The organism is Pseudoalteromonas sp. SG43-7 (assembly GCF_014164295.1).
In the GTDB taxonomy this organism is placed as follows: Bacteria; Pseudomonadota; Gammaproteobacteria; order Enterobacterales; family Alteromonadaceae; genus Pseudoalteromonas; species Pseudoalteromonas rhizosphaerae.
This window is the reverse complement of sequence record NZ_JACJEY010000055.1, coordinates 15,942-30,613: the sequence shown is the minus strand read 5'-3', so window position 1 is coordinate 30,613 and position 14,672 is coordinate 15,942. Positions and strand designations below refer to the sequence as shown.

The window sequence follows — 14,672 nt, the reverse complement described above, 5'->3', positions numbered from 1 at the left end:
TTGTCCATAATCTATATCCATTTATTAGTTGTGATTGCCATTGCTCACTCTTTTCATCTTGTTCTGGCTGATTGTAAAAAGGCGTTTAAAACTGGTCATTTATTCTCACGCCACTGTGCTTGCCCAGAGCCTAGTTCGTGTAATACACGGCCTGTAAATCCCGCTGAACGGGTATTAGATAACCAAACTTTGATTTCACCTGACTCACCCATACCGACTATTAAATACGGTTTTACATCTTTAAAAACCTTACCTGTGTGCGCTGTGTATGAAGGTAAATTTTTAGCTAACCTATAACCTTTTTTGTCTATTGCCACTTCACCAAAGTAAATTCTATTTTCTGACTTATCTAACCATTCAACGGCTACTTTTTCTGGGAATTTTTGATTGTAAACACTCACAGTACCACCAGCTTGTGCGTAACAACATTCTATTGCACCGGAAGGAATACCCCACTCATCATCAAATACCACAGAGCGCCCCCAAATTGCATTGCCATTTTCGGTGCCGACACCTGCGACCATGTAATCAATTTTACCTGTTGACGAGCAACCTATTACAAATAATGTTAAAGCGAGTGTGGTGAGACATTTTACGAGCTTGTCCATAATCTATATCCATTTATTAGTTGTGACTGCCATTGTACACTTGCTTCAGCCTGTTCTGGCTGATTGTAAAAAAGCTCACGTTGTTGGTTTTTGCTGGTGAATTCAGCGTCTTCTTCAGGACCATGAGCAATCGCATCAATCGTTGCTGAATATTTAACACTGTGGTGGATGTAATCTTTATATAAAGCCTGCCAGGCATCACTTTGTGGGCCAAAGCTGCGGGCGCTATCAACCAGTGTTTTAAGCTCGCTAGGTAAAATATAAGGTATAGCTTGGCCGTCAGCTTGTTTGCGGTTAGCAAGTTCCGTTAAGCTTTGTAGTGGCACTCCTTAGCGCCTTTATCTCAACAATTCCTTTATTCACTGTTGTCCACATCCTTATTACTTTCTCTACTCTGGGCCCTACTTAAACGCATACTCATGCTCATATCCATCCCTGTAGATAACGGTAAATTGTCTTTATCAAGCGGGATATCTGTATCGTTCTCTGACAAATGTGTTAACACTGCATTTAATTGCTGCGCAAAATCTTTTGGCTTTTCATCATCAAAAAATGCAAAGGGTTTGTCATCTGATTGCCATTGCTCATGCTGCGGCATTACATGCTCGCGGCCATATTCCATAAATTGACATATAAATGCCAATACTGGCTCGTACGCATCTTTGCCGTTGTAATAAGGATTATGGCGCGGTTGTACCATAAAATTAGCCCATTGCATGTTGTTGTGTTTATCAAAACCACGTGTCTGAATACGCATCATTTGAAAGTCTTCATAAACCCGTAAATCTTGAAAGTGCTGGGCGCGTACCTTGCCTTTGTACCAGAGGTAGACAATTTGTTTATCACGATCAAACACCATTGGCGCTTGTCGCTTAAAGCGAATAATAAAGAACAACAAAAGTGGAATGGTAATAACGTAAAAAACTAAAAATGAAATGTCTTTTTTGTAAAAATAACTTCCATAAGCTGTATGTTTATTACTGTGACGAGCATACAAGTAGCTTTTCAAGGTTAATTCACCTTCTTCATCTAATAAATCATAAGATTGCTTATCTATTGGGCGAACTTCTGGAGATAAGAAATAGTTTTCACCATGTTTCTGTATATCTGAATCTACTCTTCGTTGTATAGTTTCTTCTCTTGCTTGCCATGAACCACATAAATCATCAACATTCAAATATACAGTAAATAAAATCATTAATAATAGTGGGATCAGTCCCATATTACGGGCTTTCATAGAATTATTACTAAGCTTACAAAGGTGCTTATCTACATACACTATCGGTGTTGGTGGCGGTGCCTCTTTAGTGAGTTGAAAGCTAAGTAGTGCTTTCAGCTTATTTACTAAAGGTATTGGATAATGGTGTTTAATCAAAGGCATTGTTTTTTACTTAACCGTATTCATGCTGGAGGAGTAGGCAAGTTGTCTTTATCAAGCGGGATATCTGTATCATTCTCTGACAAATGCGTTAATATCGCATGAAGCTGCTGCTCAAAGTCTTTTGGTTTTTCATCATCAAAAAATGCAAAGGGTTTGCCATTGTTCATGCTGCGGCATTACATGCTCGCGGCCATACTCCATAAATTGACATATAAATGCCAATACCGGCTCGTACGCATCACTGCCGTTGTAATAAGGGTTGTGGCGCGGTTGCACCATAAAATTAGCCCATTGCATGTTGTTGTGTTTATCAAAACCACGTATCTGAATACGCATCATTTGAAAGTCTTCATAAACCCGTAAATCTTTAAAGTGCTGGGCGCGTACTTTACCTTTGTACCAGAGGTAGACAATTTGTTTATCTCGATCGAATATCATAGGTGCTTGGCGTTTAAAACGAATAATAAAAAACAACAAAAGTGGAATAGAAATAGCATAAAAAACTAAAAATGAAATGTCTTTTTTAAGGCGATAAGTACCGCCAACTTTGGCCGTTGTATAATAACGATAATGCATATAATTACTTAATGATAGATCTCCATTCTCATCTAACATCTCGAACCACATTTTACGCACTTCGGGAATACCTGGTGATATAAAATAATTATTGCCAAGCTCTTTTTTATAAAACTTTATTTTGTTTTGTACCGATTTCTCTTTCTTATCCCAACCAGTATAGAAGTCATCAACATTCAAATATACAGTAAATAAAACCATTAGTAACAATGGGATCAGTCCCATATTACGGGCTTTTATTGAGTTGTTACTGAGCTTACAGACATTATCATCAACATAGGTGATCGGCGGTGGTGGCATCTCTTCGTTAGGTAATTTAAATGCCAGCAACGCTTTTATTTTATTGATTAATGGTACTGGGTAAATTGGTTTAATTAATGCCATAATATGCTGATATTTTAAAAGGTGAAGTAAGCTTAGGTAAAAGGGCTGTTCACAAAGAGTGCTTGGTTACAGCCCCGTAAGTACTAAGAAGTTAATTTACTCTTTAAAAGCCCCTAACGGCCTTACTTTTTTCTTTGTCGCATCTTCAACAAACCACTGTTTCACTTCATCTTCAGTCAACCCCTCCTCTGACAAGCGCTTATATAGGTCTTTTTCTGATGGGGTTGAATGGTCGCTATTTAGCTTTGCGGCTAACTCTTTTAAATCAGCTTCAGGTAATGTTTTACCCCAAGGCAAATCGCTATTTGTAGGGTTAGGCAATGGTAACTTTAACTGCAAACCATGGTTGCTGGTTTTATCAGTCATTGAGCCGATATCATTAAAATTAAAGCCCGAATTACCCGCAGAGTTAAAGTTAGCAACACCTAGCTCCATCGTATATTGCTGCTCTTCTTTGTCAGTAAATATATCACTAAATTGGCTTGTAAATATGTCTCCAAAAGGCCTTAAACCTTTAATAAAAACTCGCTTTGGCGATTCATAATTTAAGCTAAAATTAGCGGCAAAAACAAAAACCTGCTCTTCACCGGCAAATGCTTTAGCGTCTTTATTATGCCAATTAAGCAACGCTCGAGCTCGAGCCTGTTTACCTTTCTCGTTATAAGGGCCTGCGTTATTCAATAGTTCAATTAACTCTTCATACTCTGGGCCTACCTGCTCATCAATTTTGCACTGGTTGTCATCCCACATATCCTCAAACTGATAGTCATCGTCATGCCATGTATCCACCATTTTATTTAAAATAAGTTTTGTTTTGTAACCTTTATTTGCATTACGTGTGGCTTTACCTAAATAGCACAGTTTTGACTTATACGTCGGGCCTTCATCATTAATACCAATAGTCTGCTGCAGTATTAAATCACATGGCACACTACGCCAATCTAAACCAATTAATTTTTTGGTATAGTTATCAGACTCTAGCTCTGTACAGGTGGCTACAACCATAATATCGACTTGGGTATTCCAATCAAAGTCATCAAATATTATGTCATCGCCAAACTGGCGTACTTTAAACCCTAAACTTTGTGCGGCAGCAAATTCACTCTCAAATAAACGGATTGAGCGCCCTTGCCTTTGTATTTTACTGGTCATTAAATAAGGCTTTCCTTCACCGCCAAAGCGCACCAAAATTCTAATGCTTTTGTCCCCCGCAAAAAGCTCTGGGTATACAAAGCTTGAGCTATTACTGGTTAAAAAGTCTTTTATTAATAGTGACTCTTCATTACCACCATTACGCTTTGTATTTAAATCAACATAAAACTCATTCGCCACATATCTATTTTTTAAACCAAGGGCATCAAGAGCCTCAGCAGTATAAGACTCAAAAATCATCTCATCACTATTATCTTTACGTTCCCCCATTAACGGCAATACAGCTTCACGACTACTGCCAACCTGCGCACCAATGAAATAACGCATGTCAGAAAAATTGTCATCTTGATAATATTCAAATGCAGAGTCATGCATAAATGGGTAAAAAGCCGCTTCATGAACCATAGGTTTAGTGCCTAAGTAAGTTTTTGGCCCTAACTGAAAAAACGGCGTAAATACACAGCCAAACTTTCCAGCAAAGTGCTTTTCGCTTTCTAATAGCTCAGACTCAACAAGCGGCCTTACGAGCTCTTTATAAGCAAGTTCGTTATTTTTCCCGTCACAGCGCGTTACTTTAAAGGTAATAGGGGCAATACCGGTCATCGTATCGTTAAACACCACTAAAACACGGATAGGTGTAAATGGCGTTAAGCGCTTTAGTTTGTTGGCAATAATTGGCAACCATTTTTTTGACGTTGGGTCTTGATAATATAGGGCGCTGTGATGATAACTTGCTTCACCATAGTCAGAAAATACCGGCTCAAATGTATTTGCAAAGCTTTCTAAGTATTTACTGCCTGCTTTTTCTTGCGTGCCAAAGGTATGAATGGGGAAGTAATTTTGAAATTCAGCGGTAATATAGTTATGTTCACGCGCGAGTGTTGGCACCGTCATCATATAAAAGCCATACGGGTTAGACTGCGAGTGCACATAAAGTGCATTTTGAGGATCTTCTACCACAGCTTTACGTGCGGCTTTAGTTAACAGGCTATAATTATCGCTAAAACCATAAAGCGCTTTATTATCAGTATCATTACTTTGTTGTGCGGTAATGCCATCAATTAAAAACACCCAAAACGTATCCATACGAATTGATGCACCGGGCAAATTAGGCAGTGCCCAGCTATCACCTAATAAAAAGTTTTCTATGTATTGTTTTACTTTATAGCGCTCTAAGTTTGAATAATACTGGCTTTTATCACCTTCACGCTGAGCCCTCAGTAGTAACCCCATAAGGCCCGATATGGCCTCTGAGCGCAGTCTAAATTGCGCAGCCCACTGCGTACTTTGCTCTGTGCTTTCGCTCTCTTTAAATTCACTAAGCAGCTCATGCATCATCCCTTGGTTAGCCGCGCATTCTTGGCCTAGGCGTTTATCTCTTTGAATTTCGGCATAATACTTTTTACAGGTATTATCGAGCAGCACTTCATCCATTAAATTAGCAGCCGATGTAGCGATAGTATCAAGCGATTTAATTACAGCCACCGCCGCTGCAATAGGCGCAGTTGCAGGAATGAACGCCATCACACCCAAAGCAATATTGATCATTTGCCACGCCATGGCATCAACTGTTTCACCTACTTTTATGTCGTTAACCACGGTTAAGTTACGAAAGCGCTCTAAGCTATCCATACCTTCGCGTGATGGGCAAACAGAAAGCTGGCTAATAGCATAAGCGGCAATATGTACACGGCGATTTTGCGCTCGGCTGGCTTCATCTTTATTATTTACAAGTGGCTGAGTATAACCTAGCCCTTGCACTTCAATACGCGCCTCATCAATACCAGCTTGAGTTACTAAAATATTTTTAACAGCATCGGCTCGTCGCTCAGATAGCGCCATATTATAATCGTAATGACCCAGATCGCAGGTATGGCCTGCCACTATAATTTTAAGCGATTCGTTGAGCTCAAACACTTTTAAAACCGCTTCACTTTGCTGCAAAATAGCATCACGGTATTCATCGGTTACCTGCTCACTATTAAGTGCAAACTGTGCTTTAATTACCACATCTTTTACTATTTCTTTAGCACTTAAATGCTCAAAGTAATCGTTAGCAACCGTTTTATAATGCTGTTTAGATTGCGCTAAGTTAGGGATATTTGTACCAAATTGCTGCAACGTAGTTTGCCCGAGCGCTGCAATATTTATGGTTAAGTCAGCTATATTGAGTGCATTACCTGCTGCATCCATGGCTACTTTAGGAATACCAAGCCTGTTCGCTAAACTATTGTTATAACTTTCCATTGCAGCTGGTGTGTTCGCTGGTAAGCGCCACAGATTTTCTGCAAGTGCTTGCCGCCAACCGTCGGTTGTCATAGCAGCACGCGCACTGCGTAGCTTTTGCCACGCATCTTGCCCTTCTTGCATCGCAAATACAGAATCAAGGGTGGCTTGAATGGTTTTATCTTCTGTTTTATTTAAATGGGTATGAATTGCCTTGGCAATTTTACTGCCTAACACAAATTTACCATTGGTGGTAAAATTGCCGTTACTGGCACTGGCGGTTATATCGGTATTAATTAACCCGGCGGCGAGTTGTGCGCGGCCTTTTGCCACCGCCCAACCATGACAAAAGCTTTCATAGCCGCTAGCCATTCTTATCGGTTCATCGCTGACTTTAGCGCGGCCAATTTCTTTACCGTTTTCATCTTTAACACTAATATTTTTAGGGTCATAGGTGGCATGCTCGGTTTTTAAATCTTTCGCATAACTTATTAAGTGGCTATAAAAACGCGGAAATTGCTTTATTATTGCCTCTTCAACCGAAAGCGGGTCGCAATTAATTACATCAAACTCACCGGCTTCATTTTTTATATCAAAACGCACCATTTCGGCAAGTTCATAGTAATAATATGTGCCGTCAAATTGAATTGATTTAGCACACCATCTTGATTGTTGAGCCTCTAGTTTTTTTTCATTCAACCTCAATTTAATGCGGTACAACCCTTTGGGTAGCCTTTTATCAGTACCTGATATCACTGCTAAGTTAGTTTCAGGATCGAAAGTGGCAAATTTATCTTCACCCACTAGCGGTGACAAAACAATATTTTCACCTGGAGAAAGGAGTGGTGCATTTGGATTGATACTTAATATAATCGCTCGGGTTTTTGCCAGTATATAAGCTTGGATACTTTGTACGTTCTTCTGAGCTATTTCTTTTGCATACCACTTATTGTAAGTGTCGTCTTCGCTACTTTCTGTAGGTTGTTTTAAATTGGTAATCGGGACTGTTCGTAGCTCTAATAACGGCGTATTTGAGCTCCTGTAATTTTTTAAATTATCAACAAACTCTTTCGCCCATCCACTAGGGTTATTATTTGCAATGAGCCCTATAGACTCCATTGGCGGAATAATAATAGGCCGTTGATTATTATTGGCAGTGTATGCATGAAACGGCTGGCGTACCTCTAACGACTCACTGTTTATTGTCGATAAAATACCAGCACTATTTGTTTTTAATACAATAGGCTTTTTTGTATCGTAAGTGGCTGACTCAGGCTGCTCGGCCACCACGATTCGGTTTGCTACCGGGGTTAATTTACCAACCGGTTTATTGTTTTCAACATAACCAGTTAATAAATACACTATTGGGCTGGCACTTCCTTTGCTCATATCATGCATTTTATGCATTATTATCGTCCTTGTACTGCTAAGTTTGTAACTGCTATTGGACCTAATGTATCAAGACCCCAAATACCATTTTCTTTTACTATCGCCTCAGCTTGCTCACCGGTCACTATATTCTTTGTTCTTATGATACGCTTTGAAGGATAGAAACCATTTTTACCACGCTCTTTTGAAAATTTTGCTACAAACTCCAACTGATAATCCTCTTCTGGAGAAAAAATAACGCCATTACCTTCCCCTATTTCTGAATGCTTAACCTCAGGGTTGGCAATATTCACCCAATGAAAATGCGCTTTTGGTCTGCCTTGAGTCATGAACGCCAAATATTTTCCATCCGGTGAAATACGGTGGTTTTTCATCTCCCACTCTTTTGGGAAACCAAAATTCACTTTACGCACTACTTCACCATCAAACTTATGTATCCAAAAGCCATCGTGCTTTACCGCTAAAAACTCTTTATCGCCTGGGAGTAAAAAAGCAGCGCCACTGTGGTGAATTTGTGGTCGTGGGGTTAACTCGCCTGTTGGAACATGGTAATTAAAGTTTTTGCCATCTGAGTAAAAAATTACATTTTTACTGTCTGACGTCCAATTAAACCACGGGTAGCCACCACCACCTGACATGGTGATTAGCTTTTTCTCTTTAGTGTCGTATAACTGGCGCGTCGCTCGGTCATTTATATAACCCGAAATAGCGATATAACGGTTATCTGGTGAGCGAGATGGTGGATGCAATCCCGCAGGTTCCAACTGGGTAAAAATTTCTTCAGGAATTATGCGACGCCTGTCAGAGCCATCTAAACGAGATGACCACAGCGTGCGTACCTCACTGTATTTGTATTTATTCCAAAACATTAACCGCGGGGTTGAGAAGGTATCTGCATCGCCATACACCTCTTCACGAATGTCCATTGGCCACTCAGGGTGGTTTTTATGCTCTTTTACCCATGGGTATTTAGTAACGTCAACGGCTGTTGTATTTGTTGAGCTTTGCGATGAGGGCTCTGAGCAGCCGCTTATCAATAAGCTAAAACAAACGTAGAGGACGCAAAGCGCGCTGTGATTTTTTAAAAAAGTCATTAAAACTATCCTTTTACTGAATGAGCCCATTTATTGGATTGCTGTAAACAAACTCATTATTTAAAACCTTTTATAATGAAGGCAAAATGAATGCACTTACCCTTCTGTTATCTCTGCCATTATTACCGTGTTTGGTGTTTGCTTGTTAAGCTCGCTGAATGGCACGTTATCAAATATATAGTAAGTAGGCTGGCCGTCGTTTGGGTCTTGTAATAAATCAAAATTGCCGCTTTGGGGTATGTCGGTAAATTCTATACGAACCCAGTTCCCCTCAGGCATTACACGTGATATGGGTTTTATTTGCTGCCAGTTATGTTGATTATTTACCAGCATGAGCTGTTCTTTAGCGTAATTTTTTGCATTAGTATCAACTTGATAAAAAAATACAAAAGCGGGCTTAACAATCGTTAACAGATTTATATTGTTAACTACCATTGGCATACTATGCGGGGCACTCATACTAACTCCCAAATACTTGCTGTAATTTTGCTTTGGTTTTAGGGCCAGGAATACCATCTACATCTAGCTCATGTTGGTACTGAAATTCTTTTACCCCAATGCGTGTTTTTTCTCCCATGACGCCATCAACCTTGCCGCAATTAAACCCCAACATATTACAACGTCCCTGCACGCCAGAAAGCGTGTCGATTGGATCTAGATTGCCTATTTGTACCGCAAAGCTTTTAGTTGGTGTGGTTTCGCCTGCTTTTAAATATAAATCGACGTTGCCAGTAAGTGCGTCGTTATTATTAAGCTCTACTTCGATAAGCCCATCACTTTGCAATACGGTATCGATTTTTTGGCTGCCGATATTAAGCACAACACGTTTACCGGTAATATCATCGCCATCGTCATACGCTACTTTTAAGCGAAAATATTCTTTTTCGTTTTGTACAACAAACGTATTTAGGCTATTGGCGCGCAGTGGCATAAACTTTTCTTTTTTAGGTGGTATGGTAATTTTATCGCCCGGGTAAATTAAGTTTGGATCAGGGCGCAGCGCTCTAAACTCAGCATTGCTTGGGTGGTTATACAAGGCGGTTGAGGTTTTATAACCATATTGGCGTGCTATGCGTAGCAGTGTTTCGCCTTGTGCGACGGTGTGTTGTTGTGTCATTGAAATATCCTTATCCCTAAATATAAATATCGCCAGAGCAAGTCTACGTTTAGGTGATGTTGCCTACTGACCAATCGTGATCGGCGAGTGCAAAAAAGCTGACTTTGGCGTTTTCAAAATCAGGGCCTGATACGTTGGCGTAGCCGTTTTGATCGAGCTGTCCGGTGATAACATGGCCGTTACGTAAGCGAATTTTGTACCCCATATTCGCTTGCGGCTCGCCGGCTTCATCACGCAATTCAATTTCGTAGCCTAACGCGGGCTGTTCAACGGTAAAGGTAGTGGTATCTACTGCGCCGCTGGCAGTGACAATAACGTTATAAAGTCCGGGCTTTACAGCAAAAAAATGCTGCCAAAATGAGACTTCGTCAGGGCGTTTTTTATCGAGTTGTAAGGTTACTTGCCCGCTGGTTGGCCCTTGCCACTTAATAACCACGCTGCGGCTGTTGCTGCTTGAGCCTTCAATATTGAGCTTCCATCCATCGGGCACGCGTAAGCTAGTGCCGGGTTTGGCTGGTTTGCGATTACTAAAGCCTAGGTTGTAGTCGTAAATCAAATTGGCATTTTTATAGCCGGTATATTGCTCGGCGAGCTGCTCTACGGTTTCGCTTGCTTGTAAAAGATGGTTTGAAAAATTTTGCCTAACTTGATGCGACGCTTTTAGCAATACAGTACTTTGCAAAATAGGCTTATATATACATACTGCGGGTAAGTGAACTTCAACAACTGTTGGCTTTAAAGCACGGCTATTTTGCTGCATTGATTGCGCAATATACTTTGCTTGGCCTTCTCCATACTGGCTATTGAGTAGCGCTGGATTTGCTAAGAAGTTTGCTTGGTTGGAGTCACTTAAAAAATGCTCCGAAGCCGAATAATCAGGTGCGGCATTAGCTCCACCGGATGACGAAAACTTAGTGGTACTCACAGGATCTTTTGGATAAACAGCTAAGCCTTGCGCGGTATTTTTATAGGTGTTGTAGCTGACTTTTCGCCATGTTTTTTCATTTGCCCAAAATTGGCTGCGGGGATCATCACGTAGCCGTGCGGCTTGGCGTTTATCAATTACACCATACTGATTATCTTGAATAAGCCGTTGTAGTTTTTTCGGTAATAAAAAGAATTCAGCTCGCCTGACGTACGCAAACGTTACAACAGGTTCGGTTGCTTCATCTTTTATTTCATCAAAAATATGGGCGTGTTGAAAGTTCACCGCGTCCTTGGTGAGCATGTGCATCCTCGCTTTCTCTAATGCAGAGATTTAATTTTTTAAGTATAAACTTTAGCTTGCAATAATAAAGAAGTAGGAACAAAAAATCTACAAGCATTTATGCTGATTATTCACTTGTGTTATTATTCACTTGTGTTTTTATTCTCTCGCACATAATTACTAGCGCCACGAGTAATGTAGCGTAATTGCCAAATTAAACGCTCGACTAACTCTTCTCGTTGTTGCCCTTCTATGTCTAATGCTTCAGCACCGGCATTAAATACTAGCGTGACCATAGCCTCTGCTTGAATATACGCATGAGTTGCATCGCACGGGGTTTCGCTTTCAAGATAATGAGCAAGCTCTAAAATAAAGTGTTTAATTTCACGGGCTACAGCGGCACGAAATGCTTTAGAGGTGCCGGAGCGTTCACGCAGTAATAATCTGAATTGATTACTGGAGTTATCAATAAACTCCATAAAAGTAACAATCGAGGTGGTGATAATGCTACCGCCACTGGCTATACGGCGGCGCGCTTGGCGCATTAGCTGGCGCAGCGTTAAACCGGCTTCATCGACCATGGTTAAACCCAGTTCATTCATGTCTTTAAAGTGGCGGTAAAATGAGGTTGGTGCTATACCTGCTTCACGGGCAACTTCACGTAAACTTAAATTAGAAAAGCTATGATCGGCGCTTAATTGGTTAAATGCCGCTTCAATTAAAGCTTGTCGTGTTTTTTGTTTCTGTTGCGCGCGAACACCCGACATGAACTACTCCTGATTTAATTTAAATCAATTTATGGTGATTTTTATCTTAATTCTCCAGTCTAATACTTGACGGCAAGAGAATGAAATATTATTTTAGCTTACAAGTGTACGCTCAGATTTGAAAAGATGAAAAAACCACCGATTATTTGGACCAATGTCCTATTTTTTAGTATTACTTTTTTGGCTGCTGCCACATTAGTGCCTTGGTATGGGTTTACCCATGGCTTTACCAGTAGTCATTGGATCGCATTTGTTGCTTGTATGTTTTATGCTGGTATGTCAATTACCGCAGGCTACCATCGCTTATGGGCCCATAAAACTTACGACGCTCATCCTGTTGTAGAAGCCTTTTTTGCTTTAGGTGGTGCTTTTGCACTACAAAATAGTGCGCTGCACTGGAGCAGCGATCACCGCGTTCATCATGGCCAAGTTGATGACCCTGTAAAAGACCCTTATGCAGCAACTAATGGCTTTTGGTATAGCCACATAGGTTGGATGTTACGCGATTACCAAGGCGACAGTTATGGTGATTATAGTAATTGTCGTGATTTACAACGCAATAAAATAGTGATGTGGCAACACCGTCATTATATGAAATTAGTATTAGCAACTAATATTGGTATCCCTGCCTTGCTGGGTTTAATAATTGGTGATGTAATTGGCATGCTGTTGTTAGCTGGATTGTTGCGTTTGGTATTGAGCCAGCATTTCACCTTTTTTATTAATTCGGTGGCGCATATCTGGGGCTCTCGACCTTACACCGAAAAAAACACTGCTCGTGATAACGGGGTACTAGCCTTGTTTACTTATGGCGAGGGTTACCATAACTTTCATCATATTTTTGCCAGTGATTATCGCAATGGCATAAAATGGTTTCATTATGATCCCACAAAATGGATGATCCGCGCTTTTGCGGCTGTTGGACTTGCTAAAAAATTAAAACGTACGCCGGTTGAGCGCATCGAAAAAGCCAAAGCCGAAACGTTAATGAATAGAACGCAAAACCGTTTAGCGAAATTGCCTTTAGCGCAAGATAAGCTTACATTATTGCAGCAAGAGTACGATTTATTGCTGAAAAAGCTACAACACTTTTGCGCACTAAAAAAGCAAGTTTTAGAAGTTAAAAAGAATAACATGCTGCAACAATGCGAAAAATCAGCTTTAATGACACAATATCATGAGTTGGAAGCAGCCTGGGAAAATCAAAAGCAGGCGTGGCTTGCACTCAATGCGAGGTTATTAAAAGCCTCTTTTAGTTAATGTAGGAGTGGCTGTGGCCAAACAACAAGTAAAGCAAGAACAACCATCATTTCAATATGATGCAATTATTATAGGCACAGGTCCTGGCGGTGAAGGTACCGCCATGAATCTGTCTAAAAGCAACAAAAAAGTGGCCGTTATCGAACGCCAAGCTGCCGTTGGTGGTGGTTGCGTACATTGGGGTACTATCCCTTCAAAAGCACTACGTCACTCTGTTAGCCGCTACATAGAATACAAAGCAAACCCATTGTTTAATGTGGGTGAGCGCCCTAGTAGGTTAACGTTTCCTGATATTTTGCGCCACGCCAGCTCGGTTATTTCTAAGCAATCAAATTTACGCAGTAGCTTTTACGATCGTAATCGCATTCATATGTTTCAAGGTGATGCTAGCTTTGTTGATAAGCACACAATTGAAATTAAACGTCTTGATGGGTCAACCGAACGACTAACTGCTAAAACCATTGTTATTGCTACAGGTTCTCGCCCTTATCGCCCACCTGAAGTCGACTTTACCCATTCTCGTATTTACGACAGCGATACTATTTTAGGCCTAGAGCATGACCCTCATCGTGTGCTTATTTACGGCGCTGGTGTCATTGGTTGTGAGTATGCGTCTATTTTTAAAGGTTTAGGTGCAAAAGTCGATTTAGTTAATACTCGCGACCGCTTACTCGCCTTTATGGATGCTGAAATCTCAGATGCTTTAAGCTATCACTTTTGGAATAGCGGCATTGTGATCCGCCATAACGAAGAGTTTGACCGCATTGAAACCCGTGATGATTGCGTTGTTATGCATTTAAAATCAGGAAAACGCGTTAAAGCTGACTGTATTTTATTTGCCAATGGTCGCACCGGCAACACTGACGGACTTAACCTTGAAGCGGTTGGCTTAAAAGCTGATGGCCGCGGGCAGTTAAAAGTTAATGAAACTTACCAAACCGAGGTCGATAACATTTATGCCGTTGGTGATGTCATTGGCTACCCAAGTCTTGCTAGTGCAGCGTTTGATCAGGGTCGAATTGCAGCCGATGCAATTGCCTGTGGTAATTGCGATGAAAAACTAATTATTGATATTCCGGCAGGTATTTATACCATCCCTGAAATGAGCTCAGTAGGTAAAACAGAGCAGCAGTTAACCGCCGCGAAAATCCCTTATGAAGTCGGCAGAGCTCAATTTAAACATTTAGCGCGAGCACAGATTGCTGGTACCGAAGTGGGTAGTTTAAAAATATTATTCCACACTGAAACCAAAGAAGTACTGGGTGTGCATTGTTTTGGCGAGCGTGCCTCTGAAATCGTGCACATTGGCCAAGCCATTATGGAACAAAAAAATGGCGGCAATAATATTGATTACTTTGTAAATACCACCTTTAACTACCCAACTATGGCTGAAGCCTATCGTGTTGCGGCGTTAAATGGTTTGAATCGACTGTTTAAATAAACACGTTGAGACAGCTAATAAAAAGCCCGCTTACTGATAAGCGGGCTTTTTTGATTATAAATGACAGTGC

At 40.6% G+C, this 14,672-nt stretch carries 13 protein-coding genes; 2 read left to right on the top strand and 11 right to left on the bottom strand.

The features are described from left to right. Positions 1 to 95: 95 nt before the first annotated feature. From H5200_RS19115 to fabR, 11 genes are all read right to left on the bottom strand, one after another. Positions 96 to 608 (bottom strand): DUF2931 family protein, encoded by a 513-nt coding sequence (locus H5200_RS19115; RefSeq protein WP_182719698.1) that lies wholly within the window; start codon positions 606 to 608, stop codon positions 96 to 98. Continuing rightward, a complete protein-coding gene (locus H5200_RS19110) occupies positions 593 to 934 on the bottom strand; it encodes a hypothetical protein (RefSeq protein WP_259398593.1) in 342 nt (113 codons plus the stop codon). The genes H5200_RS19115 and H5200_RS19110 overlap by 16 nt, the downstream gene beginning before the upstream one ends. A 29-nt stretch (positions 935 to 963) precedes the next feature. Beyond that, entirely contained in the window at positions 964 to 1,989 is a 1,026-nt protein-coding gene (locus H5200_RS19105; RefSeq protein ID WP_182762229.1) for a hypothetical protein, read from the bottom strand. Between the two features lie 20 nt (positions 1,990 to 2,009). Continuing rightward, on the bottom strand, positions 2,010 to 2,156 hold the full coding sequence (locus tag H5200_RS19100; RefSeq protein ID WP_182762227.1) for a hypothetical protein: 147 nt from the start codon (positions 2,154 to 2,156) through the stop codon (positions 2,010 to 2,012). Further along, on the bottom strand, positions 2,125 to 2,949 hold the full coding sequence (locus H5200_RS19095; RefSeq protein ID WP_182762225.1) for a hypothetical protein: 825 nt from the start codon (positions 2,947 to 2,949) through the stop codon (positions 2,125 to 2,127). Before H5200_RS19095 ends, H5200_RS19100 begins: the two co-directional genes overlap by 32 nt. 96 nt (positions 2,950 to 3,045) lie before the next feature. Then, the gene (locus H5200_RS19090; RefSeq protein WP_259399244.1) at positions 3,046 to 7,734 is read right to left on the bottom strand and encodes an OmpA family protein; all 4,689 of its coding nucleotides are present in this window, start codon (positions 7,732 to 7,734) and stop codon (positions 3,046 to 3,048) included. Between the two features lie 2 nt (positions 7,735 to 7,736). Beyond that, positions 7,737 to 8,810 (bottom strand): PD40 domain-containing protein, encoded by a 1,074-nt coding sequence (locus H5200_RS19085; RefSeq protein WP_182762223.1) that lies wholly within the window; start codon positions 8,808 to 8,810, stop codon positions 7,737 to 7,739. Positions 8,811 to 8,906: 96 nt separating this feature from the next. Continuing rightward, complete coding sequence (locus H5200_RS19080) at positions 8,907 to 9,269, bottom strand: hypothetical protein (RefSeq protein WP_182758012.1); 363 nt, start codon at positions 9,267 to 9,269, stop codon at positions 8,907 to 8,909. A 1-nt stretch (position 9,270) separates the two neighbouring features. Continuing rightward, positions 9,271 to 9,927 carry a peptidoglycan-binding protein gene (locus tag H5200_RS19075; protein WP_182762221.1) on the bottom strand — a complete coding sequence of 219 codons (657 nt, stop codon included), beginning with the start codon at positions 9,925 to 9,927 and terminating at the stop codon, positions 9,271 to 9,273. Positions 9,928 to 9,976: 49 nt separating this feature from the next. Next, positions 9,977 to 11,155 (bottom strand): hypothetical protein, encoded by a 1,179-nt coding sequence (locus tag H5200_RS19070; RefSeq protein ID WP_259399243.1) that lies wholly within the window; start codon positions 11,153 to 11,155, stop codon positions 9,977 to 9,979. A gap of 122 nt (positions 11,156 to 11,277) precedes the next feature. Then, the gene (gene fabR / locus H5200_RS19065) at positions 11,278 to 11,901 is read right to left on the bottom strand and encodes an HTH-type transcriptional repressor FabR (protein ID WP_182719645.1); all 624 of its coding nucleotides are present in this window, start codon (positions 11,899 to 11,901) and stop codon (positions 11,278 to 11,280) included. A 126-nt stretch (positions 11,902 to 12,027) separates the two neighbouring features. Between fabR and H5200_RS19060 the strand changes: the two genes are divergently transcribed. Then, on the top strand, positions 12,028 to 13,161 hold the full coding sequence (locus H5200_RS19060) for a fatty acid desaturase (protein ID WP_145242414.1): 1,134 nt from the start codon (positions 12,028 to 12,030) through the stop codon (positions 13,159 to 13,161). A 13-nt stretch (positions 13,162 to 13,174) separates the two neighbouring features. Then, a complete protein-coding gene (gene sthA / locus H5200_RS19055; RefSeq protein ID WP_145242412.1) occupies positions 13,175 to 14,602 on the top strand; it encodes a Si-specific NAD(P)(+) transhydrogenase in 1,428 nt (475 codons plus the stop codon). Positions 14,603 to 14,672: the final 70 nt, after the last annotated feature.